This is a genomic window from Pseudomonas sp. 3B-A001-10F (assembly GCF_056313565.1).
The window spans coordinates 36522-63487 of sequence record NZ_JBQYFW010000036.1 but is presented as its reverse complement, the minus strand read 5'-3'; the positions used below and the strand labels follow the sequence as shown (position 1 = coordinate 63487).

Genomic DNA, 26966 nt, shown 5'->3' with positions numbered 1-26966 from the left:
GTGTGACAGTCAACATTTTCGTTACTGATGAACCGCTATCGCGAGCAGGCTCACTCCTACAAGGTTCGGCGGTGGTTTTGGAGACTTGTCTGTAGTTGAAGGCGCCGCTTTTTGCAGGGTTTTTCGTCAATGAAAGTAGGGCAAATCTGATTTTCCCGTCACCCATTCATCACCCCTTGCCCCTCATGCAGAATCGCCCGCCCTTCATTCTGCAGAGAGACATCGGATGTTCGCGCCTGCCAATCAACCGCGTTTCACGTTGACCCTCGAAGGCGCCCAACATGACCTCAAGGTCCTTGAGTTCACGGGCAAGGAAGCCATCAGCCAACCCTTTCGCTTCGAGCTGGAACTGGTCAGTGAACGGCCCGACCTGGACCTCGAAAGCCTGTTGCACTGTCAGGCGTTTCTGAGCCTGGATGCTCAGGGTTCCGGTATTCACGGTCAGATTTATCAGGTCGGGCAGGGCGATTCCGGGAAACGTCTGACGCGTTATCACTTAAGCCTCGTCCCGCGTTTGACCTACCTCGGCCAGCGGATCAATCAACGGATCTTCCAGCATCTGACGGTGCCGCAAATTGTCGCGCGAGTGCTCAAGGATCATTCGATCCTGCGTGATGCTTTTGAATTTCGCCTCGGCAGCGATTACCCGGTGCGTGAGTATTGCGTGCAGTACGCCGAGAGTGACCTGGCCTTTATCCAGCGCCTGTGTGCCGAGGTCGGCATTCATTACCATTTTCAACACAGTCCCCCAGGTCACCTGTTGGTTTTTGGCGATGACCAGACTGTGTTCCCGCGTCTCGCCGAGCCAACGGTTTATCTGCCGGGCAGTGGCATGTCCGCTGGCGCGCGGGCGATTCAGCGCTTTAACGTTCGCGTCGAAACCCGTACCAGCGTGGTCACCCGGCGCGACTACAACTTCGAAAAGCCGCGGCTGCAGTTGCAAAGCCGTGTCGACGGCGAGCAGCGCCCGGTGCTGGAGGACTATCACTTCCCCGGTCAATTCAATGATCGGGAAACCGGCAAGCACCTGGCCCAGCGGGCACTTGAGCGACATGTCGCCGATTACCGTCAGGCTGAGGGCGTCAGCGACGAATCCGCATTGGTTTGCGGACATTTCCTGCAACTGAGCGAGCATCCGCGCCACGACTGGAATGACCTCTGGTTGCTGACCGCCATCGAGCATCATGGCCGCCAGCCGCAGGTGCTGGAGGAATCGGTGACCAGCGATGGCGAGGGATTTCAGGGTTACCGTAATAGCTTTGTCGCCACACCGTGGGACGTGTTCTTCCGCCCGGCGCTGGGGCCGGAAAAACCACGCATGCTCGGCTATCAACCGGCGGTCGTGACCGGGCCGAAAGACACGGAAATCCACTGCGACGAGTACGGCCGGGTCAAGGTGCAACTGGCCTGGGATCGCGACGGCGAATTGAACGAGCATTCCAGTTGCTGGCTGCGCGTTGCTACTAATTGGGCGCACGACCTTTACGGCAGTGTGCTGATTCCGCGAGTCGGCATGGAAGTGCTGGTCGGCTTCATCGATGCCGACGCCGACAAGCCTTTGGTCGTGGGCTGCCTGCCCAACGCCGCGACGCCGATTCCGCTGGACCTGCCGGCGGACAAGACTCGTAGCATTTTTCGTAGTCAGAGCAGCCCCGGCGGTGGCGGCTACAACGAACTGCGCATTGAGGATAAGAAAGGCGCTGAGGAAATCTATCTGCGCGCCCAGCGTAACTGGACGCAGCATGTGTTGAACGATCAACAGGTGCAGGTCGATAACCAGCGCAGCATCGTCGTCACCGGCACCGCCCGCCACGAGTTGAAGGCTGATGAGCAGCGCATCACCCACGGGCAGCGCCAGACCGAAGTGAAGCAGGACGATCATCTGAGCGTGACCGGCGACCGTCATGTTCGCGTGAGTAATCAGGCGATCAGCGCCAGTGGGCAATTCCACGTCAGCGCCGGTCAGCAAGTGGTGATCGACGGTGGCGCGAGTGCGACGATTCAGGCCGGTGGGCAGTGGATCAACATCGGCCCCGGCGGCATTTTCAGCAGCGTGCCGATTGTAGTGGGTGGTGCGCCGATGGCGGCGATGAGTGCCGCGCCGGTTGTACCGGGATTGCCGGAGAAACTCGCCGCCGCGCCGGCTGCCATGCTGACTGCTGCACAAATCATGAGCTTCAAGGGGGACGCGCCATTCTGCGAAGAGTGTGAACGTTGCAAGGACGGTCTCTGTGCAGCCTGATTTTCTATTGCCTGCCGATTGGTTGGCGCGGGAGCCGTTGAAAGCGTCCGAGCAATTATTCGCGGTGTTCAGCAATGCCAGCGAGGCAAAGCCGCTTGAGGCTTGGCCAGAAGCGGCCAGTGCGATCTGGGCCGAGACGATCTATGCCGAGTGGGATGCGGTGATGCCTCACGTGGGAGTTTTCGCCGCCGACAGTAAGTTTCTGCATTGGGTCGCCACTACCGAGTCGCTGGATTGGGGTTGGCTGGCGGTGTCTTCGGCGAGTCTTGAAGAGGTGGTGGCGCATTTTCGCAGCCTCACCCAAGTGCTGATGCCGGGCGGCAAAACGGTGTTTTTTCGTTTCTGGGACGGGCGGTTTCTGTTGCCGATTCTTCAGGCCGATGAGGTGGATGCGGCGCAACTGTTTCCGCTGATCGGGCGTTGTTTGATCAATGGTCAGGCGCTGGAAATTGGTGGCAGGGCGCAGGTTTCGGGGCGGATATTTCCTTGGTGGCAGGTGCCGGAATCGGTGCTGGCGCAGCAGGGTAATGACGTTCGAACGGCCAATGCGTTGCAGTGGTTGAGCGAAGAACATCCGACCCTTTTCGAGACCTTTCCCGAGGTGGTTTTGCGTTGCAAGGTCAGGTGGTTTTTTCAGGTTTCAATGTCGGAAGAATCGTCGCAATCGGCGTTGCTGGCGTTTTTGCTGGCAGAGTCAGAGTGAGTTTTCGGGGCGAAGGTCTCAGACGATTCCTTCGAGTTGCGGCGGTTTTCATGAACTGGTGGGCGGTGGGTTGCAGGGATAGTCTTTTCGTTGTCACTGCGAGAGTGGTGGCAGGGTGTAGGAGCCCTCTACCTATGGTGCATCAGCGCTGTTGTTTGAATTGCGGCACGTAACTTGTGTGAGCAATGTCGTCAGCGGCGGCTGTGTGCGGGACACGCTTCGGCGTGGCCGAATTCCATGGGTCGGTTTCCTACTCCCGTGCACGGCTGCCACCCAATCCCGTAGGAAGGAATGCGGCAGTTCACTTACACTCTATGGAAGATAGAAATGACGACAATACGAACGGCTCCACCCTACGAAAAGATCATCCCCCATCCCGACAACCGCTTCATGGCCCTGACCGGCAATTGCAGCGACATGCCGACGCTGTTCATCGACACCCACGTGCCCCTCGACATCCTCATGGACGCCGCCAACCATCGTCTGCGCGCCGTGATCCAGGTGCTGGAAAACATGTGCATGCGCGGCTCGGTCGAATGCGACTCCGTCATCCTCAGCGACTTCGCCCAGCTCTGCGTGATTCCTTTGCGCGACGGCTGTGATGTGCTGGATGTCATCGGCAGGCGCCTGCGCGGCATGCCCGCCTGAAAAAGGTCAAAAGATCGCAGCCTGCGGCAGCTCCTACACGAGATTGGTGCTCACCCTGTTGGAGCTGCCGAAGGCTGCGATCCTTTGACTTTGATGGATGGAATGTACGCATCCTGCGTTTTGATAAAGCGGCTGAACGCCTCGGAGTTGTAGACCTTCAGGCACGCAAGGAACACTACTTTTTCATTCGAGTATTTGCTGTTTGAAGGTGTCTCTTCGTAAGCCGTTAATACGTAGTTTCGGGTTTCTTTATAGGGGTCGTGCAGCACCTGCAGTGTGTCTTCATTTTGCAGGATGGAATGCATGCCTTTGCCCATGAACGAATAGGCATTGGCGGACAATGCGATGTCTTTTTCCAGCGCGGAGTGTTCGTTGAATGGCTTCAGAATGCAGTGGCTCAGGCCGTAGTTCTTTAGTGTCTCGCGTGCCTGTTCAATGTGAGTTTCGTCGGCAAGGGCGAGGTATGGGCTAAGCAGGCTGAATAAGCAGATGATCAGATATCGCATGAGTTTTTGACTTCCTGTCGTTCATGGCTAGCCAGTTTAACGCCATAAAAGCAAAGCCCCTCACCCTAACCCTCTCCCAGAGGGAGAGGGGACTGACCGAGTTGTCTGGGTGATGTACGCCGACCTTCGACTTCAGCGGTGAACTTCGCTTGGCCAAGCCTGGAGGGTGGTGTTCTTTCGGGGGACTGACCGAGTCGTCTGGGTGATGTACGCCGACCTGCGACTTCCGCGGTGAACTTCGCTTGGCCAAGCTTCGGGGGACTGACCGAGTTGTCTGGGTGATGTACGCCGACTTGCGACTTCAGCGATGAACTTCGCTTGGCCGAGCCTGGATGGAGGTGTTGTTTCGGGGGACTGACCGAGTTGTCTGGGCGGTTTACGCCGACTTGCGACTTCTGCACTGATCTTCGCTTGGACAAACCTGAGATCACGCTGATCTTTCAGGTCGACATAAGCCGCAAGATCACCACCGTCAGTCCCCTCTCCCTCCGGGAGAGGGTTAGGGTGAGGGCAGGCTTTTGTCCGCTCGGCTGCGAACCCCTGACTTGCCACGCGGTAAAAGGTAAACTTTGCGCCCTTCGCAGGAGCAGCCATGAATTATCGTCACGCCTTCCATGCCGGCAATCACGCCGATGTGTTCAAACATCTGACCTTGACCCGCCTCATCGCCTTGATGTCGCGCAAGGAGCAGCCGTTTGCCTATCTCGACACGCACGCCGGTATCGGTCTGTATGACTTGCAGGGCGATCAGGCCAATCGCACCGGCGAATACCTAGAAGGCATCGCGCGCTTATGGGATCAACCGGATCTGCCGGCGCTGACCGCCGACTACATGAAGGTGCTGCATGATATGAACCCGGACGGCCAGTTGCGCTATTACCCGGGTTCGCCGGAGCTGGCGCGGCGCCTGACCCGCCCGCAGGACCGGGTGATGCTCAACGAGAAGCACCCGGAAGACGGCGTGCTGCTCAAGGACAACATGGCCGGCGATCGTCGGGTCAAGGTTCATCTCGGCGAAGGCTGGCACGTCGCTCGTGCGATGTTGCCGGTGCAGGAAAAGCGCGCGGTGATGCTGATTGACCCGCCGTTCGAACAGCTCGACGAGATGCAACGTTGCGCGGCGTCGTTGAAAGAGGCGATTGGTCGTATGCGCCAAACCGTGGCGGCGATCTGGTATCCAGTGAAGGACCAGCGTGCGTTGCGCCGTTTCTATCAGGATCTGGCTGGCACCGGTGCGCCGAAGTTGCTGCGTGTGGAGCTGCTGGTGCATCCGCTGGATACGCCGAACAGCCTGAACGGTTCGGGCATGGCGATTGCCAATCCGCCGTGGGGGCTGGAGGAGGAATTACGTGAGCTGCTGCCGTGGTTGTCGAAGAAGCTGGGGCAGACTCAGGGTGGGTGGCAGATGGATTGGTTGATTGCCGAGAGCTGATCACTGACTGATCGTTCCCACGCTCCGCGTGGGAATGCAGCCCGGGACGCTCCGCGTCCCAACAGCGGACGCAGAGCGTCCATTGAGGCATTCCCACGCAGAGCGGGGGAACGATCGGCGGCGGGGTCAGTTACCCGCCAGGCTCGGTGGCATGCACACGCCGGTGCCGCCAATCCCGCAATAACCCTCAGGGTTCTTCGCCAGATACTGCTGGTGATACGCCTCGGCGAAGTACATGGTCGGCGCCTGTTCGATCTCGGTGCTGATTTCGCCCAGACCCGCCTTCGACAGTTCCGCCTGATACACAGCTTTGCTTTTCAGAGCCGCGTCCAGATGCTCAGGCGAGGTTGCGTAGATCACCGAGCGGTACTGCGTGCCGATGTCATTGCCTTGGCGCATGCCCTGCGTCGGGTTGTGCAGTTCCCAGAACATCGCCAGCAGCTCTTCGTAGCTGACCTTGGCCTTGTCATACACCACCAGCACCACTTCCGCGTGGCCGGTCAGGCCCGAGCAGACTTCTTCGTAAGTCGGATTCGGCGTGAAACCGCCGGCATAACCGACGACCGTGCTGACCACGCCTTCACGCTGCCAGAAGCGGCGCTCGGCGCCCCAGAAGCAGCCCAGACCGAAGATCGCAAAGTCGACGTCCTGGAAAAACGGGCCAAGCAGCGGGGTTTCTTCAAACACGAAGTGCTTTTCAGGCAGGGTCATCGCGGTTTCGCGGCCGGGCAGAGCTTGTTCTTTAGTCGGGAGCACGTTCTTGTTCACCAGAATTTCCGAGCGCAGAACCATGATCGTTCCTCTCAGTCAGGTTGGATGTGAAAAGTCAGACCGCCAGTGTGCCGAATGATGCCCGACTTCGCACTCTCCAAATGTGGGGGCGACGGTGCGACGATTCGACCTGCTCGCGAAAGCGGTGGGTCAGGCAATGTTGATGTCGACTGACACTCCGCTTTCGCGAGCAGGCTCGCTCCCACAGGGGAGTGTCTTCTAGAGGAACAGCTTGTGGTGATCAGAGGCAGAGCGGGCCGCGCGGGTAGCGCTTCAGCGCCTGGATCAGTTCGCCGCCGGGGATGGGCCGGTCAAACAGGTAACCCTGTCCGACATCGCAACGGTGGCGGCGCAGGAACGCCAGTTGTTCGGCGGTTTCGATGCCTTCGGCCACAACCTTGAGTTTCAGGTTGTGCGCCATGGCGATCACCGCCGAGGTGATTTCCATGTCGTCCTGGTTGTCGGGAATTTCGTGGATGAAGCTGCGATCAATCTTGATGATGTCGATCGGGAATTTCTTCAAATAACTCAGCGATGAATACCCGGTGCCGAAGTCGTCCATGGCTAGCGTCAACCCAAGGCGCTTGAGCTGGTCGAGTTGCAAGTGCGTGTCTTCGGTGGCTTCCAGCAGCAGGCCTTCGGTCAGCTCCAGTTCGAGCAGATTGGCCGGCAACGCTTCTTCCTTGAGGATGTTGGCGATCGAGGCCACCAGATCCGGGTCGGAGAACTGTTTCGGCGACAGGTTGATCGCCACTTGCAGATTGCCCATGCCGGCGGCTGTCAGTGCCTTGCTCATGCGGCAGGCCTGACGGGCGATCCACTTGCCGATCGGAATGATCAGGCCGGTTTCTTCGGCGACGCTGATGAACTGGTCCGGGCGAATCATGCCGCGTTCCGGGTGGTTCCAGCGCAGCAGCGCTTCCATGCCCAGCAGACGCCCGCTGCGCAGGCACAGCTTGGGCTGGTAGAACACGTCCAGCTCGTTCTGGGTCAGGGCGCGGCGCAGGTTGTTTTCGACGAACAGTTTGTAGCTGGCCTCGGCGTTCAGTGCTTCGGTGAAGACTTGCACCTGATGTTTACCGTTGGCCTTGGCTTTGTGCAGCGCCAGGCCGGCGTTACGCATCAGCGTTTGCGGATCGCGACCGTGTAGCGGCGCGCAGGCCAGGCCGACCGAACCGGTGACGCTGATCAACTGGTTGTCGACGAACATCGGCTTGTCGAGGGTCGCCAGCAATTGGTTGGCGATCTGCTGACCGGTCGCCAGGTCGGTGTCGTCGAGCAGCACGGCAAACTCGTTACTGGCGAACCGCGCGAGGCTGCCACTTGGGCTCAGGCTGTTGCGCAGACGCCGGGCCAGACTGATCAGCAGCTTGTCGCCGGTCTGGTGACCGAGGCTGTCGTTGATCCGCTTGAAATTGTCGATGTCGACCAACAACAGGCTGATCGGCGTGTCGCTGTCGCGGGCGAAGCGTTCGTCCAGATTGCGGATAAACGCCGGGCGGTTGCCGAGGTTGGTCAGGTTGTCGGTGTAGGCCAGTCGCTCGATGCGCTGCTGCGCCAGTTTGGTCTGGGTGATGTCTTCGTAGATGCCGATGTAATGCGTCAGCTCACGGTTGTCACCGTAGACTTTGGAGATCGACAGCTGACCCCAGTACGGTTCGAGGTTCTTGCGGCGGCTTTTGAATTCGCCCTGCCAGCTGTTGCTCTTGGCCAGCGCCGAGGGCGCGTCGAACAACAGTTCACTGAGGTTTTCCAACGCCGGCAGCTCGGACAGACGCTGGCCATGGACTTCTTCGGTGGTGTATTGGGTGATTGCGGTGAAACTGGGGTTGACGTACTCGACCACGCCGTCGCAATTGACCAGCAAAAACGCGTTGGCGCTTTGCTCGACTGCACGCTGGAACAGGTGCAGGGCGCTGGTGGCTGTGCGGCGGTTGTGGTTGTTGATGACTTGCGCGAACTGGTCAGCCAGCTCGCCGGCAAAGGCGATTTCATCGGACTGCCAGGCGCGGGTGACGCCGGTCTGTTCCAGGCACAGCACGCCGACCACTTGCCCGTCGACGCGAATACTGGCGTCGAGCATGGCGTTGACGTCGCGCGGGCGCAGGGCTTCGGCCATCTCCCGAGTACGCGGGTCGCGCATCGCGTTGTGCGCATCGATGGCGCGACTGCCGTGCAGGGCGTCCATGTAATCCGGGAAGCTACTGATGTCGATCACGTCCGGAAGGATGTATTCCTGGGTCGCGCGGTGGTACGCGGAGATCGGCACCAGATGCTGGCCTTCGAGGTTCCACAAGCTGGCGCAGTCGATTTCATAGATATCGCAGGCGCAGCGGGTGATCAGCTCGGCGGCTTCCTGCAACGAGTTGTGCGTGCTGTAGCGCTGGCGCGCGAGCAGCAGAATCAGGTCCTGCTGGGCGCGCACGCGTTCCAAGTGCTGCAGTTGTTCCTGCTGGGCGCGTTGATTGAGTTCAAGGGCGATTTGCAGGCGCGAATTCTGGGTTTCGAGGTCGACGCAGGGCACCTGCGGCACTTCGTCGAACACATCATCGACCGCCAATAGATAGCCGCGCAGCAGATGACGATTGTGCTGTTTATACGCTTCGCCCAATTCGAGGATGTTCAGCTTGCCTGCGGCGGTGTGCAGGGTATAGCGCACCAGATAATGCGGGCTGTCGCGCAGTTGCTGCTGGATCGCGTCGTGCAGTTGATAGCGCGCTTCGGGTTCCATCAGGCTGGCGTAGGGTGAACCGACCAGGGCGCAAAGCTCAACGGCTGGCTGGCCGAACTGGCGTTCACAGTTGGGATCGAGAAACAGCATCGCCCAGCTGGCTTCATTCAAGCGCTCGAAACGCAGCATGCCGAGCCGCGAGGGCACAGGCAACTGCGTCACTACCTCGGCCGCCATACGGCTGGCGGCATCGGGTTGGCTCTTCATGAAGGGAACTCGCTTGGAAATATGCTGAACGCGCCGGGCTCTCGCCCTCTTTACTGTTGCCTGCGGCAAGGTTGCATCATTGCGGCACTGACTGACAAGAGACATGAAGGCCAAGTGCTATAAGAATATGTCGGCTGCGTCGGGCATTTCTCCAGCACGTCGTTGAAAAGAGTAAAAGATCGCAGCCTTGGGCAGTGTCTACAGGGGAATGCGCCCTCTGTAGGCGCTGTCGAAGGCTGCGATCTTTAAGGCTTAGCGCAGCTTTATGGCGATCGACTGCAGCCGTTTTCCATCCCGATCATGGTAATTGACCATAAGCTGATCAGCCTCGACCACCAAGTGGGCGAAATTGTCTTCACTCACCACCGTGCTGGTCAGTTCATGCCGATAATCGCCCGCCGCCGTGCGCACCAGCGGCTGATCCAGGATGAACGTGGACGCTTTGGCATATGGCAGCAGTTTGCTGTTGCACAGCGGCGAGGACACCACCGTGTGGATTTCGAAGTCCGGGTCTTCGCTGTGTGTCAAACGAGCCGTCAGCGAGCCATGCACGTCCCCGGAAATGAACACGACATTCTTGATTCGCCGGGTGCGGATGGTTTCCAGCAGGCGCAGACGTTGTTCGGGAAAGGCTTTCCAGGCGTCATCGCCGTGGCGTTTGCGATCGGGATAGAACATCACGCTGGTGACCACGAACTTGACCCGCGCTGTGCTGTGGCTCAGCCATTTGAGCAGGGCCTGTTCCTGTGCCTCGTCGAGGATGCGTCGGTCATCGGCTGACAAGTTGCGGCGGGTGCGACTATCGGTGACAAACCATTCGATATCGCCGTCGCTGAATTGATACCAGTAATGCTCAAGTGTCGAGTGATCTATTTCACCGTTACTTGTCAGCGGATGTACCGGGCTATGACTGGCCTGATACAACTCATAGGCAGCCATTGCGTTACGGTACAAGTCGCCGTCGGACTTGCTGGCATTGGCAGGCCAGTTATCTTCGATTTCGTGATCATCGAGAATCATGTAAGTCGACGTGCCAGACATCAACCGTTGAATGTTGGGTTGGGAAAACGCGGCGCGGTACTTGTTGAGAATGTCTTTGTATTCGCGATCCGGTGCGACCAGGTTCAAGTCGTCCACATAAATTTGATCGCCTGTCATCAATACCGCGTTGATCGGAGGTTGTATGCCCTCGATGAGCTGATTGATGGATGCAAAGATCCGGTCACCCAGTTGCGGCAGGGAGGCGATGCCTGCGGTCATGCGCAAGTAGCGGCAGGAGCCGACGATGTAGGCTCTGGGGTGCAGGGCTTTGCTGGAGCGGGTGCGCAGGCGATAGATTTCCCGTGGCCATTGCAACGGCAACTCGGCAACGCTGTCTGGCGTATGTACCGGATTCATCGGGCTGAACCAACCGGTCTGATATTCATATTCGGTGTCGGCACTCAAGTTGTTAAGGGCGAACACATGTGACATGTCGCGTAATTCACTCAGTTGCGCAAAGTTACCTTTGGACCAATGTTGTGTGCTGGAAGCGCGATAACGAATCCCGGCAAATACCGGCGAGTTGTTCTGACGATCGCCACGCATGAAGATACGCACATGATCAGTTGTAACGTGGCCGGTAATTGGGCCGATAGTTGGTTTTAACATGTCGATTCCATTCGAATTAACTTGAATTAACAGGGTTTAACTAAGTTTTCTTAGTTGAATTGGTTGCGCCTAGGTTAGTTGCGTATCGAATAAAAAAGATCGGTGCCAAGTCGACCGGAGTTGTGGCCGATGTCAGCGCGACGTGTGGGAAAAAGACGAGGGAGGTGATTCTTCAGGCAAAAAAAAGCCCCGCCAAACTGACGGGGTTGAGGTACGAGCGTGTGGCGCTCGAAAGGGTGCAGCAATCGGCCCTCCGTTGCCGGAGGGCCGATCGAGTTACAGCAGGATCGTGCGGATGTCCGCCAGCAGGCTGCCCAGACGCTGGGTGAAGCGTGCGGCAGCGGCGCCGTTGATCACACGGTGATCGTAGGACAGCGACAGCGGCAGCATCAGTTTCGGCTGGAAGGCTTTGCCGTCCCAGACTGGCTGGATGGTTGCCTTGGAAACACCGAGGATCGCCACTTCCGGCGCGTTGACGATCGGCGTGAAGCCGGTGCCGCCAATGTGGCCGAGGCTGGAAATGGTGAAGCAGGCGCCCTGCATGTCGTCAGCAGTCAGCTTCTTGTCGCGGGCTTTGGCGGCCAGCGCAGCGGCTTCGGCTGCCAGTTGCAACAGGCTCTTCTGATCGACGTTCTTGATCACCGGTACCAGCAGGCCATCCGGGGTGTCGACGGCGAAGCCGATGTTCACGTACTTCTTGCGGATGATCGCTTTGCCGCTTGGCGCCAGCGAACTGTTGAAGTCCGGCAGCTCCTTGAGCATGTGCGCGCACGACTTGAGCAGCAGCGGCAGGATGGTCAGCTTGACGCCAGCCTTCTCTGCAACGGCTTTCTGCGCCACGCGGAAGGCTTCCAGCTCGGTGATATCAGCCGAATCGAACTGAGTCACGTGCGGGATGTTCAGCCAGCTGCGATGCAGGCTCGACGCGCCGATCTGCATCAGGCGAGTCATCGGCACTTCTTCGATTTCGCCGAAACGGCTGAAGTCGACGACCGGAATCGGCGGGATGCCCGCGCCACCGGTTGCGCCCGCTGCAGCGGCCGGTGCTTCCTTGGCCTTCTGCATCATCGCTTTGACGTAAACCTGCACGTCTTCTTTCAAGATACGACCGTGCGGGCCGCTGGCGCCGACAGCGTTCAGCTCAACGCCGAACTCACGGGCCAGTTGACGCACGGCAGGGCCGGCGTGAACTTTGGCACCCGGCTTGGCCGGTGCGGCGGCTGGAGCTGCAGCAGGTGCAGCGGCAGCCGGAGCAGCAGCGGCAGGTGCCGGAGCGCTCGGAGCAGCAGCGGCGGCAGCTGGAGCCGGGGCAGCAGCAGGCGCTGCGCCTTTGACTTTCAGCTTCAGAATCAGGTCGCCGGTACCGACTTCGTCATCCAGCTTGATGGAAACGCTTTCCACCACGCCAGCGGCAGGCGATGGGATTTCCATGCTCGCTTTGTCGGATTCCAGGGTGATCAGCGACTGGTCGGCTTCAACGCTGTCGCCAGCCTTGACCAACACTTCGATGATCTTGGCTTTGCCAGCCGAACCGATGTCCGGAACGTGGATGTCCTGAACGCTGTCAGCCACCGGTGCTGCTGGCGCGGCTGCCGGAGCAGGCGCAGCGGCAGCGGCCGGTGCAGCAGCCTGGGCCGCAGCACCCGCCACTTCCAGATCCAGAATCAGGTCGCCAGTGCCGACTTCGTCGTTGAGCTTGACGCTGATGGCTTTAACCACGCCAGCGGCAGGCGACGGGATTTCCATGCTCGCCTTGTCGGATTCCAGAGTGATCAAAGATTGATCAGCTTCGACGGTGTCGCCGACCTTGACCTGGATCTCGATGATCTGTGCCTTGCCCGAAGAGCCGATGTCCGGCACGTGCACTTGCTGAACCGAAGCGGCAGCAGGGGCAGCGGCTGGTGCAGCGGCAGCAGGCGCGGCAGCCGGTTTGGCCTGCGCTTTTGCAGCCGGCGCAGCGGCAGGAGCAGGGGCCGCTTCAGCGGCGCCCTCGACTTCCAGCTCAAGCAGTTCGTCGCCTTCTTTCAGACGGTCGCCCAGCTTCACTTTCAGGCTCTTGATGACGCCGGCTTTCGGGGCCGGCACTTCCATGCTGGCCTTGTCCGATTCCAGGGTCAGGATGCTCTGGTCGGCTTCGATACGGTCGCCGACCTTCACAAACAGTTCAATTACTTCACCTTCACCGCTGCCGATGTCAGGTACGCGAATGAGTTCGCTCACAAAATGTCTCCTCAGCAGTCCAGTGGGTTGCGTTTTTCCGGGTCGATGCCGAACTTGACGATGGCCTCAGCCACGACTTTAGGTTCGATATCACCACGGTCAGCCAGTGCTTCCAGGGCTGCCAACACCACGAAATGACGGTCGACTTCGAAGAAATGACGCAGTTTCTTGCGGCTGTCGCTGCGGCCGAAACCGTCGGTGCCCAGGACTTTGAATTCCTTGGACGGTACCCACTGACGGATCTGCTCGGCGAACAGCTTCATGTAGTCGGTAGACGCGATGACCGGACCTTTACGGCCGTTCAAGCACTCTTCGACGTAGCTCAGCTTAGGCTTCTGGCCAGGCTTCAGACGGTTGCTGCGCTCGACAGCGAGGCCGTCGCGACGCAGTTCGTTGAAGCTGGTAACGCTCCATACGTCGGCGCCAACGTTGAACTCTTCACGCAGGATCTTCGCCGCTTCACGCACTTCACGCAGGATGGTGCCGGAGCCCATCAGTTGGACGTGGTGCGCCGCATCGCGGGTGTCTTCTTCGAGCAGGTACATGCCTTTCTTGATGCCTTCTTCGGCACCGGCCGGCATGGCTGGCTGCTGGTACGACTCGTTCATCACGGTGATGTAGTAGAAGATGTCCTGTTGCTCTTCGGTCATCTTCTTCATGCCGTCCTGAATGATCACCGCCAGCTCGTAGCCGTAGGTTGGATCGTAGGTGCGGCAGTTCGGGATGGTTGCAGCCAACAGGTGGCTGTGACCGTCTTCGTGTTGCAGGCCTTCACCGTTCAGGGTGGTCCGGCCGGCGGTGCCGCCGATCAGGAAGCCACGGGTACGGCTGTCGCCAGCAGCCCAGGCCAGGTCGCCAATACGCTGGAAGCCGAACATCGAGTAGAAGATGTAGAACGGCAGCATCGGCTGGTTGTGGCTGGAGTACGAGGTACCGGCAGCGATGAAGGAACTCATGGCGCCTGCTTCGTTGATGCCTTCTTCAAGGATCTGACCTTTCTGGTCTTCCTTGTAGAACATCACCTGGTCTTTATCGACTGGCTCGTAGAGCTGGCCGACGGACGAGTAGATGCCGAGCTGACGGAACATGCCTTCCATACCGAAGGTACGGGCTTCGTCCGGGATGATCGGAACGATGCGCGGGCCGATTTCCTTGTCCTTGACCAGTTGCGCGAGGATTCGCACGAAAGCCATGGTGGTGGAAATTTCACGGTCGCCGGAACCATCGAGGATGGCCTTGAGGGTGTCCAGATCCGGCGTCGGTACGCTGAAGCTTTGTGCGCGGCGCTGAGGCACGAAACCGCCCAGTGCAGTGCGACGCTCACTGAGGTAGCGGGCTTCGGCGCTGTTTGGCTCTGGCTTGAAGAACGGCAGGTTCTCCAGCTCTTCGTCCTTGACCGGGATGTCGAAACGATCGCGGAACAACTTCAGGCTGTCGACGTCGACTTTCTTGGTGTTGTGCGCAGTGTTCTTCGCTTCGCCGGCACCGGTGCCATAACCCTTGATGGTCTTGGCCAGGATAACGGTTGGTTGTTCTTTGTGGTTGACCGCTTCGTGGTACGCCGCATAGACCTTGTACGGGTCGTGGCCGCCACGGTTGAGTTTCCAGATCTCGTCGTCGGACAGATCAGCAACCATCGCCTTGAGTTCTGGCGTGTTGAAGAAGTGTTCACGGACGAACGCGCCGTCTTTGGCTTTGTAGTTCTGGTACTCGCCGTCGATGACTTCGTCCATGCGACGTTGCAGGATACCGTCGACGTCTTTGGCCAGCAGTGGGTCCCAGAAACGGCCCCAGATGACTTTGGTCACGTTCCATTGAGCACCACGGAACACGCCTTCGAGTTCCTGGATGATCTTGCCGTTGCCGCGAACCGGGCCGTCGAGGCGCTGCAGGTTGCAGTTGATGACGAAGATCAGGTTATCCAGCTTCTCGCGGCCGGCCAGGGAGATCGCGCCCAGGGATTCCGGCTCGTCGCACTCGCCGTCGCCCAGGAAGCACCAGACTTTCTGTTTGCCCGGCTGGATGAAACCGCGGTGTTCCAGGTACTTCATGAAGCGTGCCTGGTAGATCGCTTGAATTGGACCCAGACCCATCGATACGGTCGGGAACTGCCAGAAGTCAGGCATCAGCCAAGGGTGCGGGTAGGACGACAGGCCCTGACCGTCGACTTCCTGGCGGAAGTTGTTCATCTGGTCTTCGGTGATGCGGCCTTCCATGAACGCACGGGCGTAAACGCCTGGCGAAGTGTGGCCCTGGAAGTAGATCAGGTCGCCGCCGTGTTCGTCGGTCGGGGCCTGGAAGAAGTAGTTGAAGCCGATGTCATACAGGGTCGCACTGGAAGCGAAGCTGGAGATGTGACCACCCAGGTCAGAATCTTTCAGGTTCGTACGCATTACCATGGCCATCGCGTTCCAGCGTACCAGCGAGCGAATGCGGCGTTCCATGAACAGGTCGCCAGGCATGCGTGCTTCGTGGGTTACCGGGATGGTGTTGCGGTAAGGCGTGGTGATGGCGTAAGGGAGCTGCGAGCCGCTGCGGGTCGCGAGTTCGCCCATACGGGTCATCAGATAGTGAGCACGGTCTTCGCCTTCTTTGTCGAGAACCGATTCCAGGGCGTCCAGCCATTCCTGGGTTTCGACGGGATCGAGGTCTTGCATGGCTTGCTCCAGGGCGGAAAGGCTTCCAGAATCGGTTGCCTGAGTTTGCGACTGGCCTTGTGGGCAGACGATTTAAAATTCTTGGATTGCCGATAGGTTGTTCCGGCGGCGTGTAGTTTTACTACAAATCTTCCGGCATTTCAGCCTTTCGAATGTATAGACGAGTAGTAAAACTACAGAAGAATGGCTTGTGGCCTCCGGCTGCGTTGTGAGAATAATCGTTAAGGTTGGTCTTTTACCATCCGAAAAAGGTGAAACTTTGATGTTCGCTGCCAACGAGAAAGAAATTTCAGCTATTTCTAACTTTTGTTCGACAGTCTTCCGGGTAGCGGCTTTTCACCAATCACTACAAGCGGCCATTTACACGCCGATCAAGGATAGACCATGACCCTGCCCGTGCTTGCCGAACTGCCCGCCATTCTCCTGCCGTTGGTCACTCGATCCGAGCAGTCGTTCCGTACGGCCGTCGCCGCGCTGGAAGACGATCACGGCTTGGCGAACTGGACGCCAGAGCGCTGGGCGCAATTCGCCCGCGTCACCGCCGCCAGCGAATTCGTCATTGAACAGAGCGTTCGTGACCCTTTGATGTTGCTCACACTGGTGCAGTCCGGCGAACTCGACCGGGCCTTCGCGCCGGGTGAATTGTGTGCGCAGATTGCCGCTGCGGTGAACGCTGCCCGGAATGAAGATGAACTCGGTCGCGCCCTGCGCCGCCAGCGCGCCCGTCATCAAGTGCGGATCATCTGGCGCGATCTCACCCGCCAGGCCGATCTGGTACAGAGCTGCCGGGATCTCTCGGACATGGCCGACGCCACCATCGACCAGGCCTATCAATGGTTGTACAGCCGCCATTGCGAACAGTTCGGCACGCCGACCGGCCGCCGCAGCGGTGAGCCGCAGCAAATGGTCATCCTCGGCATGGGCAAGCTCGGCGCGGTCGAGTTGAACCTGTCTTCGGACATCGATTTGATTTTCGCCTACCCCGAGGGTGGCGAGACCGTTGGCGTGAAGCGCTCGCTGGATAATCAGGAATTCTTCATTCGTCTCGGCCAGCGCTTGATCAAGGCGCTGGATCCGATGACCGTCGACGGCTTCGTTTTCCGCGTCGACATGCGCCTGCGCCCTTACGGTTCATCCGGCGCGCTGGTGCTGAGCTTCAATGCGCTGGAGCAGTATTACCAGGATCAGGGCCGGGACTGGGAGCGCTACGCGATGATCAAGGCGCGGGTGGTGGCCGGCGATCAGGTGGCGGGTGCGCAGTTGCTCGACATGCTGCGGCCGTTCGTTTACCGCCGTTATCTGGACTTCTCGGCGATCGAAGCGCTGCGCACCATGAAGCAGTTGATCCAGCAGGAAGTACGGCGCAAGGGCATGGCCGACAACATCAAGCTCGGCTCTGGCGGCATCCGCGAGGTCGAGTTCATCGCGCAGGCTTTTCAGTTGATCCATGGTGGCCGCGATCTGAGCCTGCAACAGCGTCCTCTATTAAAGGTGCTGAGCACGCTGGAAGGGCAGGGTTATCTGCCGCCAGCGGTGATCAGCGAATTGCGCGAGGGCTACGAATTTCTGCGTTACACCGAACACGCCATTCAGGCGATCGCCGACCGCCAGACCCAGATGCTGCCGGATGGCGCGCAGGATCAGGCGCGCATTGCGTTTATGCTCGGTTTTGCCGATTGGGACGCCTTCCAAGAGAAGTTGATGTTCTGGCGCGGCCGCGTGGCTTGGCACTTCGCCCAGGTGATTGCCGATCCCGACGAGGATGAAAACACCGAAAGTGAAGTAGTGGTTGGCGGTGAATGGCTGCCGCTGTGGGAAGAGGCGCAAGACGAAGAGGCGGCATGCCGGCAGTTGGAGGAAGGCGGCTTTAGCGATGCCAGCAAAGCTCTGAAAGCGCTGGCCGGATTGCGCAGCAGCCCGCAATTGCGCGCGATGCAGCGGTTGGGGCGTGAGCGTCTGGATGCCTTTATTCCGCGTCTGCTCGCACAGGCTGTGGAGCACGCCAACCCGGATCTGGTGCTTGAACGCGTGCTGCCGCTGGTGGAAGCAGTTGCCCGGCGTTCGGCTTATCTGGTCTTGCTGACGGAAAACCCCGGCGCCCTGCGACGCTTGCTGACACTGTGTGCAGCGAGCCCGTGGATCGCCGAGCAGATCACCCGCTTCCCGCTGCTGCTGGATGAATTGCTTAACGAAGGTCGTTTGTTCAAGCCGCCCTTGGCGCCGGAACTGGCTGCCGAGTTGCGCGAGCGGTTGACGCGGATTCCCGAAGATGACCTCGAACAACAAATGGAAGCCCTGCGCCATTTCAAACTGGCGCACCGCTTGCGCGTCGCCGCCTCGGAAATTGCCGGCAGCCTGCCGCTGATGAAAGTCAGCGATTACCTGACCTGGCTGGCCGAAGCGATTCTTGAACAAGTGCTGGCCCTGGCCTGGCGCCAGACGGTGGCCAAGTACGGCACGCCGCTGCGCACCGACGGCACCTTGTGCGATCCAGGTTTCATCATTGTCGGTTACGGCAAAGTCGGCGGTCTGGAATTGGGCCATGGTTCGGACCTGGACCTGGTGTTTATCCACGACGGCGATCCACAGGCGGAAACCGACGGGCCGAAGTCGATTGATGGCGCGCAGTTTTTCACGCGCCTGGGGCAGCGGATCATTCACTTGCTGACGGCGCAGACCAACTCCGGTCAGCTCTACGAAGTGGACATGCGTCTGCGCCCATCCGGTTCTTCGGGGCTGTTGGTCAGTTCGTTGGGTGCGTTTGCCCGCTATCAGGAAAATGAAGCCTGGACCTGGGAACATCAGGCGTTGGTGCGGGCTCGGGTGCTGGTCGGCAGTCAGGATGTCGGCCAAGCGTTCGAGAGCGTCCGCGCGCAGGTCTTGGGCAAGGCGCGCGATCTGGCCAAGTTGCAACAGGAAGTCAGTGAGATGCGCGCGAAGATGCGCGATAACCTCGGCACCAAGAGCACCGCGGCCGGTACGGCGGCAAATGCCTTCGACGCCACAGCGCCCTTCGACCTCAAGCAGGACGCCGGAGGTATCGTCGATATTGAATTTATGGTGCAATACGCGGCTCTGGCGTGGTCGCAAAGCCACCCGCCATTGCTGCGCTGGACCGATAACATCCGCATTCTGGAAGAGCTGGAACACGAAGGGCTGATGCCTGCCGAAGATGCCAGCCTGTTGCGCGAGGCCTATAAAGCCTACCGCTCCGCCGCTCACCGGCAGGCCTTGCAGAAGGACGCCGGGGTGATATCGGGCGATCAGTTTGCCGAAGAACGGCGGCAGGTTTTGCGGATATGGAAAGAGATGGGGCTAAGCTAAAACCGGTTTGTACAGCACCCAATACCCTGTGGGAGCGAGCTTGCTCGCGAAGACGGAGTGTCAGACGACACCGATGTCGGATGTGCTGGCCCCTTCGCGAGCAAGCTCGCTCCCACAGTGGATCTACAGTGTCTGTAGATCTGAAGCAGGACGAAAAAACCATGTGGGAGCGAGCCTGCTCGCGATAGCGGAGTGACAGTCGACAGTCATGTTGAAGGTAATGACCCATCGCCAGCAGTGCCGCTCCCTCAGTGATTCTCGAGGCGGGGAGGCGTAAATGCCTCCCCGGTTCGTTTTTGGAAACCACATGAATATTCTGATCGTTGGGCCCAGTTGGGTCGGTGACATGGTGATGGCGCAGACACTGTTTCAGTGTCTCAAACAGCGCCACCCGCAATGCGAAATCGACGTCCTGGCCCCTGAGTGGAGCCGGCCGATCCTTGAGCGCATGCCCGAAGTGCGCAAGGCCTTGAGCTTCCCGCTCGGCCACGGCGCGCTGGAATTGGCGACGCGTCGGCGCATCGGCAAATCCCTGCGTGGTCAGTACGATCAGGCGATCCTGCTGCCCAACTCGCTGAAGTCGGCGCTGGTGCCGTTTTTCGCCGGCATTCCGAAACGCACCGGTTGGCGCGGCGAATTCCGCTACGGCCTGCTCAACGATGTGCGCACCCTCGACAAACAACGCTATCCGTTGATGATCGAGCGGTTCATGGCTTTGGCCTATGAGCCGAACGCCGAGCTGCCGAAGCCTTATCCGCGCCCAAGCCTGCAAATCGACCCGGTCACTCGCGAAGCAGCGTTGGCCAAGTTCGGCCTGACCCTCGACCGCCCGGTGTTGGCCCTGTGCCCTGGCGCCGAGTTTGGTGAGTCCAAGCGCTGGCCGTCCGAGCACTACGCCAAAGTCGCCGAAGCGCGCATTCGTGAAGGCTGGCAGGTGTGGCTGTTCGGTTCGAAGAACGATCATGCGGTCGGTGAAGATATCCGCGCTCGACTGATTCCTGGCCTGCGTGAAGAATCGGTCAACCTCAGCGGCGGCACTTCGCTGGCCGAGGCCATCGACCTGATGTCCTGCGCCGACGCGGTGGTCTCCAACGACTCCGGCCTGATGCACGTTGCCGCTGCGCTGAACCGTCCACTGGTGGCGGTCTACGGGTCGACTTCGCCGGGTTTTACCCCGCCGCTGGCCGAGCATGTCGAAGTGGTTCGTCTGGGCCTCGATTGCAGCCCCTGCTTCGACCGCACCTGCCGTTTCGGTCATTACAACTGCCTGCGCCAGCTGATGCCGGATGCGGTCAACGATGCCTTGCAGAAGTTGCAGGGCTCTGTGGTCGAGGTTCATTAAGTTGCGGGTACTGCTGATCAAGACTTCATCGCTGGGTGACGTGATTCATGCGTTGCCGGCGCTGACCGACGCCGCCCGGGCCATTCCCGGAATCAAGTTCGACTGGGTGGTGGAAGAAGGTTTCGCCGAGATTCCGACCTGGCACCCGGCCGTTGGCAAAGTGATTCCGGTGGCGATCCGTCGCTGGCGCAAAAACCTCTGGAAAACCATCACCAGCGGCGAGTGGAAACGCTTCAAACAAAGTGTGCGCGCCAATAAATACGACTTGGTGATCGACGCTCAAGGCCTGCTGAAAAGCGCCTGGCTGACCCGTTACGTCAAAGCGCCGGTGGCCGGTCTCGATAAAGGTTCGGCGCGCGAGCCGATGGCTTCGCGTTTCTATGATCGCAAACTGGCAGTGGCCCGCGGTCAGCACGCCGTCGAGCGGGTGCGCCAACTGTTCGCCATCGCTCTCGGCTACGACTTGCCAAAAGGCTTGGGCGATTACGGCCTCAACGTCGAACGTCTGGTCGAACTGCCGCGCAAAAATGCCTTTGTGGTATTCCTGCATGGCACCACCTGGGACACCAAACACTGGCCGGAAAGTTACTGGCGTGAACTGACCGAGCGCGTCGGCTACCTCGGCGTCGGTGTCAAACTGCCGTGGGGCAACCCGCAGGAAAAGGCCCGCGCCGAACGCATCGCCGCCGGTTTCAAACACGCCGAAGTGCTGCCGAAGCTCAATCTGGCCGGCGTCGGCAAAGTCCTCGCCGGTGCGCAAGCCTGCGTCGCGGTGGACACCGGTCTCGGCCACTTGGCCGCCGCGCTGGACGTGCCGACCATCTCGCTGTTCGGCCCGACCAACCCAGGCCTGACCGGCGCTTACGGCAAGCTGCAGATTCACCTGGCCAGCGACTTCCCGTGCGCGCCATGCCTGCAAAAGAAATGTACCTATCAACCGACCGCGCAGGATGCCCGTCAGTTTGACCTGAAGCGTGAACAGCCGCTGTGCTTCACGCGTCTGAACCCCGAGCGTGTCGCCAGCCGACTGAGCACGTTGTTAATGGCTGAGGAGCTGCGCTGATGCAATTGGCATTCGTCCTGTACAAATATTTCCCGTTCGGTGGCTTGCAGCGCGACTTCATGCGCATCGCCCTTGAATGCCAGAAGCGTGGTCACCAGATTCGCGTCTACACGCTGATCTGGGAAGGCGACGTGCCGCCCGGTTTCGAAGTGCTGGTGGCGCCGGTCAAGGCATTCTTCAACCATCGTCGCAATGAAAAACTCAGCGCGTGGATGGCAGCCGACCTGGCCAAGCGCCCGGTCGATCGCCTGATCGGGTTCAACAAGATGCCGGGGCTGGACGTCTATTACGCCGCCGATGGCTGCTTCGAAGACAAGGCGCAGAACTTGCGCAATTCGCTGTACCGTCGTTGGGGTCGCTATCGCCACTTCGCCGAGTACGAGCGCGCGGTGTTCGCCAAAGACGCGAAGACCGAAGTGCTGATGATTTCCGAAGTGCAGCAGCCGCTGTTCATCAAGCATTACGACACGCCGCTGGAGCGTTTCCACCTGCTGCCACCGGGCATTGCCCAGGATCGTCGCCGCCCGGCGGATGCCGCTGAAATTCGCGCCGGTTTCCGCGCTGAATTCAATCTCAAGGACGACGAACTGCTGCTGGTGCAGATCGGCTCGGGCTTCAAGACCAAAGGCGTCGATCGCAGCCTGAAAGCGCTGGCTGCATTGCCTGCCGAACTGAAGAAACGCACCCGGCTGTTTGTAATCGGCCAGGATGACCCCAAATTATTCCAGATGCAGAGCGCAACCTTGGGGCTGGGCGATAACGTAACGTTCCTCAAGGGGCGCAGTGATATCCCGCGTTTCCTGCTCGGCGCCGATCTGTTAATCCACCCGGCCTACAACGAAAACACCGGTACTGTGTTGCTCGAAGCGCTGGTCGCCGGTTTGCCGGTGCTGGTCAGCGCGGTCTGCGGTTACGCCCATTACATTGCCGAGGCGGATGCCGGGCGAGTGCTGGACGAACCGTTCGATCAGGCGCAACTGACGCAATACTTGACTGAAATGTTGCATGACGACGCTGCACGGGCGGCCTGGAGCCGCAATGGTCTGGCCTTCGCCGAGACGGCCGACCTCTACAGCATGCCGCAGCACGCGGCCGATGTGATTCTGGCGGAGCACGCTTAATGAAGTTGATGCTGGCTGAACCGTTCAAAAGCCTGTGGGCCGGCCGCGACCCGTTCGCTGAAGTCGAAGGCTTGCAGGGCGAGGTATACCGCGAGCTGGAAGCACGCCGGACGCTGCGCACGGAAGTCGACGGCAACGGATTTTTCGTGAAAATCCACCGAGGTATCGGCTGGGGCGAGATCTTCAAGAATCTGCTGACCGCCAAGCTGCCGGTTCTCGGCGCGGGCCAGGAGTGGCAAGCCATTCAACGTCTGCAGGAAGTCGGCGTGCCGACCATGACTGCCGTGGCTTACGGCGAGAAGGGCAGTAACCCGGCAGATCAGCACTCGTTTATCGTCACCGAAGAACTGGCGCCGACCATCAGCCTCGAAGACTTCAGCATCGATTGGGTCAAGCAGCCGCCCGAGCCGAAACTCAAGCGCGCGTTGATCGCCGAAGTCGCACGCATGACCGGCATGATGCACCGCGCTGGCGTCAACCATCGTGACTGCTATATCTGCCACTTCCTGCTGCACACCGATAAACCGGTGACGCCAGACGACTTCAAACTCTCGGTGATCGACCTGCACCGCGCCCAGACCCGCACGAAAATCACGCAGCGCTGGCGCAATAAAGATCTGGCTGCGTTGTACTTTTCCGCGCTGGACATCGGCCTGACCCGCCGCGACAAACTGCGTTTCCTCAAAGGCTATTTCCAGCAACCGCTGCGCCAGATTTTGGCTGAAGAAGCGCCACTGCTGAGCTGGCTGGAAGGCAAGGCCAACAAACTCTACGCGCGTAAACAGCGTTACGGGGATGCGCTCTGATGGCGGGTTGGACTCTCGAGCCGCAATACAGCGAGCTCGCCGAAGACTTCGGCAGTCTCGAAGCGGTATTTGCGTTGCAGGGCGAACGCCTGACCCGTGATCCGCTGTCGGAAGTGATCCGCGTGCAGCGCAACGGTGTCAATTATTACGTCAAACGCTATGTCGGCGCCGGTAAAGGCTTGCGCCGTTACCTCGGCAAGCCGCGGGTGAAGATGGAATGGCAGAACCTCAAGCGCTTCGCCAAGTGGGGCATTCCCACCGCTGAAGTGGTGGCCTGGGGCCTGGAACGACGTGGCGCGGCGTATGATCGTGGCGCGATGATCACCCGTGAACTGCCCGACACCGAAGACCTTTCGGCGCTCGCCGAGCGCAAGGATCCGAAACTCAAGGATCGCGCCTGGGTTGACGGCGTCAGTCGGCAATTGGCCGGCTATACCCGGACGATGCATGATCACCGATTTACCCATAACGATCTGAAATGGCGCAACCTGTTGATCGATGATCAGGCGCGGATATTTCTGATCGATTGCCCTAACGGCGAGTTCTGGCGCGGCTTCTGGCTCAAGTATCGGATCACCAAGGATCTGGCCTGTCTCGATAAACTCGCCAAATACCACCTGTCCAATACCCAACGCCTGCGCTTCTATAAGCAGTACCGCCAGTGCGATCGGCTTGATAGCGCCGACAAGAAACGGATTCGGCACGTGGTGAGATTTTTCGAGGGACGCGAATGACTGATTTTCTCGCCGCTGAAGACCGCGCACTGCTTGAGCGCCATGGTCTCGGCACTTTTGACGCGCTTTGGGCGAAGCAGCTTGAGGCCGTGGACGAACCCAATACCGCCCGTGGCGGTTGGAGCAGCGTCTTCCGTCTGGATCTGGAGGGGCAAGGTTATTACCTCAAGCGCCAGAGCAACTACCTGACGCGGACCTTGCATGCGCCTTTCGGCGAGCCAAGCTTTGCCCGCGAGTTTCGCAATATCAGTCGCTATCGCAAGCTCGGTATCCCGGCGCTGCAAGCAGCGTTTTTCGGTGAGCGTAAGGTCAACGGCGAAGTCCGTGCCATTCTGCTGACTCGGGCACTCGATGGCTGGAGTGATCTGGAATCGCTGTTGCAGCGCTGGGCGCAGCTCAGTACCGCGCAGCATTCAGCCATTCTCAAGGCTTGCGGATTGCTCGCGCGGCATCTGCACGGCGTGCGTCAGGTGCACGGCTGCTTCTATCCCAAACATATTTTTCTGCGAGCCAGCGGTGACGGGTATCAGGCGCAATTGATCGACCTGGAAAAGACCCGACCGTTGTTGTTTGGCATGCGCGACCGGATCAAGGATCTGGAACCGTTGCAACGCCGTGCGCCGGAATGGAACGAGGCGCAACTGCGTGAAATGCTCGCGGCTTATCTCGATCAGCCCACTGACAGCGCGCTGCTGGACAGCTGGCTCGCCCGGCTGACCGCGCGTCGCAGCCACAAGGAGACCCGCTGATGCAATTGTCCGAGCTGGCCGGTGCTGGGCGAGCCCCGCAACTGCCACTGACGGTGACGCTGGCTGATGCCGCCGGCAGTGCTGATCTGCAATTGCTGAGTCTGCTGCGGGTGTTGCCGGGACAGCGTTACGTTGGCGCCGGTGTCTGGCGCGGGCGTCCGGTGCTGGCCAAATTGCTGGTCGGCGGCAAAGCTGCCCGGCATTTTCAGCGCGAGCTGGAAGGCGTGCGCTTGCTGGCTGCGCAAGGCCTGACCACGCCGCTGCTACTGGCCGATGGTTTGCAAAATGGTGAAGGTGGCTGGTTGCTGTTCGATTTCCTTGAGGGTGCCGAAAGCCTTGGCGATGCCTGGGCGAAAGTCGAGTCGCTGCCGGTGTTGGCCGATGAGCAATCGGCGGTGCTGGCTGAGGCGCTGGGCGCTATCGGCCAATTGCACGGCAAAGGGCTTTGGCAGGAAGACCTGCACTTGGACAATCTGTTGCGCCACGGCGACCAGTTGTACTTGATTGACGGTGCCGGGATTTGCGCAGAAACCGCCGGCCAGCCGTTGTCGCGACAAAAAGTCCTGGAAAATCTCGGGGTGTTTTTCGCCCAGTTACCCAAGGCGTTGGAACCGTTCACTGAAGAGCTGCTGGTGTATTACCTGTTGAGCAACAGCGAGCATGCGTTGCCGCTGGAGGCCTTGCAGAAACAGATCGACAAAGTGCGGCGCTGGCGTTTGAAAGACTTCCTGATCAAGGTCGGTCGCGAGTGCACGCTGTTCAGTGTGCAGCGTGGAGCGTTCGCTCTGCGCGCAATCCGCCGCGAAGAAGAGTCAGCCATGCTGCCGGTGCTGGAGCAGGCTGATGCGTTGCTTGATCAGGGTCACCTGTACAAGACCGGTGGTGCGGCGAGCGTTGGCAAGGTTCAGGCCGGTGCGCGCACGCTGGTGATCAAGCGCTACAACATCAAGGGCTTTGCGCATTGGCTCAAGCGTTTCTGGCGGCCAAGTCGGGCCTGGCATTCGTGGCGCGAAGGCAATCGCCTGGCGTTTCTCGGCATCGCCACACCCAAACCGCTGGCGGTGCTGGAAAAGCGCTTTTTGTGGCTGCGCAGCCGTGCGTATCTGGTGACCGAGTTCCTGCCGGGGCCGGATATCATCGAGCGCTTTGCGCCGTACGTTGAAAGTGGTGAAGCGCCGGAAGCGGAGTTGCAGGCGCTGGATCAGTTGTTCGCCAGATTGATTGACGAGCGGATCAGCCATGGCGACTTCAAGGGACATAATCTGTTCTGGCAGCAGGATCGCTGGGCGCTGATCGATCTGGACTCGATGTGCCAGCATGGATCTGTCGGCAGTTTCGCGCCGGCCTATGCCCGTGACCGTGCGCGATTCATGCGCAACTGGCCCGAAAGCAGCGCGCTGTATCAGATTATTGATCTGCGGTTGCCGAAAGATATTTCCAGCGTGGCCTGAGACAAACCAGCAGTAGAGGACAAGATTCAGCGACTTGTCCTACAGCTTCGCCAGAAGCCATGAACTGTGCCCTGTTCAGTCCCGATGCTAATTTGCCCAACGACCTTGGAGGGCGAATTTTGACCATTAAACAGGCTGCAACGCTGGGTGTATTTTCATGGATTCTGGCTGGCTGTGGCAGCGCCATGACTGTCTTGCAGGACGATGCCGACGTGGCGCGGGACATGCGCAAACAAAAAACCTATTGCCAGTCCATTCCGCGGATTTACAGCGGTCTGGCCTTCGACTTCTGCGTGTTGAACGCGCCGCCGGATCCCAGCGGTTTTCTGGTGCCATTCGTGTTGCTGGATCTGCCATTGTCCGGAGTATTCGATACAGTAGCGTTGCCCTATACGGTTTATCGTCAGCTCACCGACGGCAATCTTGGTATTTACTGGCGCAAGGGCAGTTATTGAGTAGCAGGGTAAGGTTTCTCCAGGCCATTCACCCAGAGGGCAATCGCACAGGGTAATTCCCTACTCGTTTACGCTATAATCCCGCCCTTTAGCTGTCACTCGCCCTGTGCGAGGGCACATCAATTTTCAAGGCGCATTGCGCCTGCACGCAGAC

General features: G+C 59.5%; 19 protein-coding genes. 13 read left to right on the top strand and 6 right to left on the bottom strand.

From position 1 onward, the window contains the following. Positions 1 to 226: 226 nt before the first annotated feature. From AC0ZWN_RS24730 to AC0ZWN_RS24720, 3 genes are all read left to right on the top strand, one after another. The gene (locus AC0ZWN_RS24730) at positions 227 to 2242 is read left to right on the top strand and encodes a type VI secretion system Vgr family protein (protein WP_476336958.1); all 2016 of its coding nucleotides are present in this window, start codon (positions 227 to 229) and stop codon (positions 2240 to 2242) included. After that, a complete protein-coding gene (locus AC0ZWN_RS24725; protein WP_476336957.1) occupies positions 2232 to 2945 on the top strand; it encodes a DUF4123 domain-containing protein in 714 nt (237 codons plus the stop codon). Before AC0ZWN_RS24730 ends, AC0ZWN_RS24725 begins: the two co-directional genes overlap by 11 nt. Before the next feature lie 327 nt (positions 2946 to 3272). Then, a complete protein-coding gene (locus AC0ZWN_RS24720; RefSeq protein ID WP_186621237.1) occupies positions 3273 to 3593 on the top strand; it encodes a hypothetical protein in 321 nt (106 codons plus the stop codon). A 50-nt stretch (positions 3594 to 3643) separates the two neighbouring features. On the opposite strand, the gene AC0ZWN_RS24715 is transcribed toward AC0ZWN_RS24720, so the two are convergent. Beyond that, positions 3644 to 4099 carry a hypothetical protein gene (locus tag AC0ZWN_RS24715; protein WP_093430118.1) on the bottom strand — a complete coding sequence of 152 codons (456 nt, stop codon included), beginning with the start codon at positions 4097 to 4099 and terminating at the stop codon, positions 3644 to 3646. A gap of 592 nt (positions 4100 to 4691) precedes the next feature. On the opposite strand from AC0ZWN_RS24715, the gene AC0ZWN_RS24710 reads away from it, so the two are divergent. Beyond that, complete coding sequence (locus AC0ZWN_RS24710) at positions 4692 to 5531, top strand: 23S rRNA (adenine(2030)-N(6))-methyltransferase RlmJ (RefSeq protein WP_093430119.1); 840 nt, start codon at positions 4692 to 4694, stop codon at positions 5529 to 5531. A gap of 126 nt (positions 5532 to 5657) precedes the next feature. Here the strand turns inward: AC0ZWN_RS24710 and msrA are convergent, their stop codons facing one another. The 5 genes from msrA to aceE all read right to left on the bottom strand — a co-directional run bounded on the left by msrA (position 5658) and on the right by aceE (position 15767). Further along, complete coding sequence (gene msrA, locus AC0ZWN_RS24705) at positions 5658 to 6323, bottom strand: peptide-methionine (S)-S-oxide reductase MsrA (protein WP_476336955.1); 666 nt, start codon at positions 6321 to 6323, stop codon at positions 5658 to 5660. 220 nt (positions 6324 to 6543) lie between these two features. Beyond that, complete coding sequence (locus AC0ZWN_RS24700) at positions 6544 to 9240, bottom strand: putative bifunctional diguanylate cyclase/phosphodiesterase (RefSeq protein WP_116255762.1); 2697 nt, start codon at positions 9238 to 9240, stop codon at positions 6544 to 6546. Between the two features lie 252 nt (positions 9241 to 9492). Beyond that, positions 9493 to 10890, bottom strand: a complete 1398-nt coding sequence (locus AC0ZWN_RS24695; protein ID WP_476336954.1) for an alkaline phosphatase D family protein — start codon at positions 10888 to 10890, stop codon at positions 9493 to 9495. Between the two features lie 276 nt (positions 10891 to 11166). Beyond that, a complete protein-coding gene (gene aceF / locus AC0ZWN_RS24690) occupies positions 11167 to 13110 on the bottom strand; it encodes a dihydrolipoyllysine-residue acetyltransferase (protein WP_476336952.1) in 1944 nt (647 codons plus the stop codon). Between the two features lie 11 nt (positions 13111 to 13121). Then, positions 13122 to 15767, bottom strand: a complete 2646-nt coding sequence (aceE, locus tag AC0ZWN_RS24685) for a pyruvate dehydrogenase (acetyl-transferring), homodimeric type (protein WP_007915682.1) — start codon at positions 15765 to 15767, stop codon at positions 13122 to 13124. A 384-nt stretch (positions 15768 to 16151) separates the two neighbouring features. Between aceE and glnE the strand changes: the two genes are divergently transcribed. The 9 genes from glnE (at position 16152) to AC0ZWN_RS24640 (ending at position 26812) form a co-directional block, all read left to right on the top strand. Then, positions 16152 to 19091: a bifunctional [glutamate--ammonia ligase]-adenylyl-L-tyrosine phosphorylase/[glutamate--ammonia-ligase] adenylyltransferase gene (gene glnE, locus AC0ZWN_RS24680; protein WP_476336950.1), complete on the top strand. Its 2940-nt coding sequence runs from the start codon at positions 16152 to 16154 to the stop codon at positions 19089 to 19091. Between the two features lie 307 nt (positions 19092 to 19398). Beyond that, on the top strand, positions 19399 to 20433 hold the full coding sequence (gene waaF, locus AC0ZWN_RS24675) for a lipopolysaccharide heptosyltransferase II (protein WP_093430125.1): 1035 nt from the start codon (positions 19399 to 19401) through the stop codon (positions 20431 to 20433). A 1-nt stretch (position 20434) separates the two neighbouring features. Further along, on the top strand, positions 20435 to 21496 hold the full coding sequence (waaC, locus tag AC0ZWN_RS24670; protein ID WP_077570514.1) for a lipopolysaccharide heptosyltransferase I: 1062 nt from the start codon (positions 20435 to 20437) through the stop codon (positions 21494 to 21496). Beyond that, the gene (locus tag AC0ZWN_RS24665) at positions 21496 to 22617 is read left to right on the top strand and encodes a glycosyltransferase family 4 protein (RefSeq protein WP_095047255.1); all 1122 of its coding nucleotides are present in this window, start codon (positions 21496 to 21498) and stop codon (positions 22615 to 22617) included. Before waaC ends, AC0ZWN_RS24665 begins: the two co-directional genes overlap by 1 nt. After that, entirely contained in the window at positions 22617 to 23423 is an 807-nt protein-coding gene (gene rfaP / locus AC0ZWN_RS24660) for a lipopolysaccharide core heptose(I) kinase RfaP (RefSeq protein WP_093430127.1), read from the top strand. The genes AC0ZWN_RS24665 and rfaP overlap by 1 nt, the downstream gene beginning before the upstream one ends. After that, positions 23423 to 24157, top strand: a complete 735-nt coding sequence (locus AC0ZWN_RS24655) for a lipopolysaccharide kinase InaA family protein (protein ID WP_093430128.1) — start codon at positions 23423 to 23425, stop codon at positions 24155 to 24157. The genes rfaP and AC0ZWN_RS24655 overlap by 1 nt, the downstream gene beginning before the upstream one ends. Further along, positions 24154 to 24906: a lipopolysaccharide kinase InaA family protein gene (locus AC0ZWN_RS24650; RefSeq protein ID WP_476336946.1), complete on the top strand. Its 753-nt coding sequence runs from the start codon at positions 24154 to 24156 to the stop codon at positions 24904 to 24906. Before AC0ZWN_RS24655 ends, AC0ZWN_RS24650 begins: the two co-directional genes overlap by 4 nt. Continuing rightward, the gene (locus tag AC0ZWN_RS24645; protein ID WP_476336944.1) at positions 24906 to 26357 is read left to right on the top strand and encodes a lipopolysaccharide kinase InaA family protein; all 1452 of its coding nucleotides are present in this window, start codon (positions 24906 to 24908) and stop codon (positions 26355 to 26357) included. The genes AC0ZWN_RS24650 and AC0ZWN_RS24645 overlap by 1 nt, the downstream gene beginning before the upstream one ends. A gap of 119 nt (positions 26358 to 26476) precedes the next feature. Further along, positions 26477 to 26812, top strand: a complete 336-nt coding sequence (locus AC0ZWN_RS24640; RefSeq protein ID WP_093430131.1) for a YceK/YidQ family lipoprotein — start codon at positions 26477 to 26479, stop codon at positions 26810 to 26812. Positions 26813 to 26966: the final 154 nt, after the last annotated feature.

What these genes read in the sequence shown, in the direction of transcription:
- AC0ZWN_RS24730 (WP_476336958.1), top strand. Translation starts at nt 227, where the DNA reads ATGTTCGCGCCTGCCAATCAACCGCGTTTCACGTTGACCCTCGAAGGC.
- AC0ZWN_RS24720 (WP_186621237.1), top strand. Translation starts at nt 3,273, where the DNA reads ATGACGACAATACGAACGGCTCCACCCTACGAAAAGATCATCCCCCAT.
- AC0ZWN_RS24715 (WP_093430118.1), bottom strand. Translation starts at nt 4,099, where the DNA reads ATGCGATATCTGATCATCTGCTTATTCAGCCTGCTTAGCCCATACCTC.
- AC0ZWN_RS24710 (WP_093430119.1), top strand. Translation starts at nt 4,692, where the DNA reads ATGAATTATCGTCACGCCTTCCATGCCGGCAATCACGCCGATGTGTTC.
- msrA (WP_476336955.1), bottom strand. Translation starts at nt 6,323, where the DNA reads ATGGTTCTGCGCTCGGAAATTCTGGTGAACAAGAACGTGCTCCCGACT.
- AC0ZWN_RS24700 (WP_116255762.1), bottom strand. Translation starts at nt 9,240, where the DNA reads ATGAAGAGCCAACCCGATGCCGCCAGCCGTATGGCGGCCGAGGTAGTG.
- AC0ZWN_RS24695 (WP_476336954.1), bottom strand. Translation starts at nt 10,890, where the DNA reads ATGTTAAAACCAACTATCGGCCCAATTACCGGCCACGTTACAACTGAT.
- aceE (WP_007915682.1), bottom strand. Translation starts at nt 15,767, where the DNA reads ATGCAAGACCTCGATCCCGTCGAAACCCAGGAATGGCTGGACGCCCTG.
- glnE (WP_476336950.1), top strand. Translation starts at nt 16,152, where the DNA reads ATGACCCTGCCCGTGCTTGCCGAACTGCCCGCCATTCTCCTGCCGTTG.
- waaF (WP_093430125.1), top strand. Translation starts at nt 19,399, where the DNA reads ATGAATATTCTGATCGTTGGGCCCAGTTGGGTCGGTGACATGGTGATG.
- AC0ZWN_RS24665 (WP_095047255.1), top strand. Translation starts at nt 21,496, where the DNA reads ATGCAATTGGCATTCGTCCTGTACAAATATTTCCCGTTCGGTGGCTTG.
- rfaP (WP_093430127.1), top strand. Translation starts at nt 22,617, where the DNA reads ATGAAGTTGATGCTGGCTGAACCGTTCAAAAGCCTGTGGGCCGGCCGC.
- AC0ZWN_RS24655 (WP_093430128.1), top strand. Translation starts at nt 23,423, where the DNA reads ATGGCGGGTTGGACTCTCGAGCCGCAATACAGCGAGCTCGCCGAAGAC.
- AC0ZWN_RS24650 (WP_476336946.1), top strand. Translation starts at nt 24,154, where the DNA reads ATGACTGATTTTCTCGCCGCTGAAGACCGCGCACTGCTTGAGCGCCAT.
- AC0ZWN_RS24645 (WP_476336944.1), top strand. Translation starts at nt 24,906, where the DNA reads ATGCAATTGTCCGAGCTGGCCGGTGCTGGGCGAGCCCCGCAACTGCCA.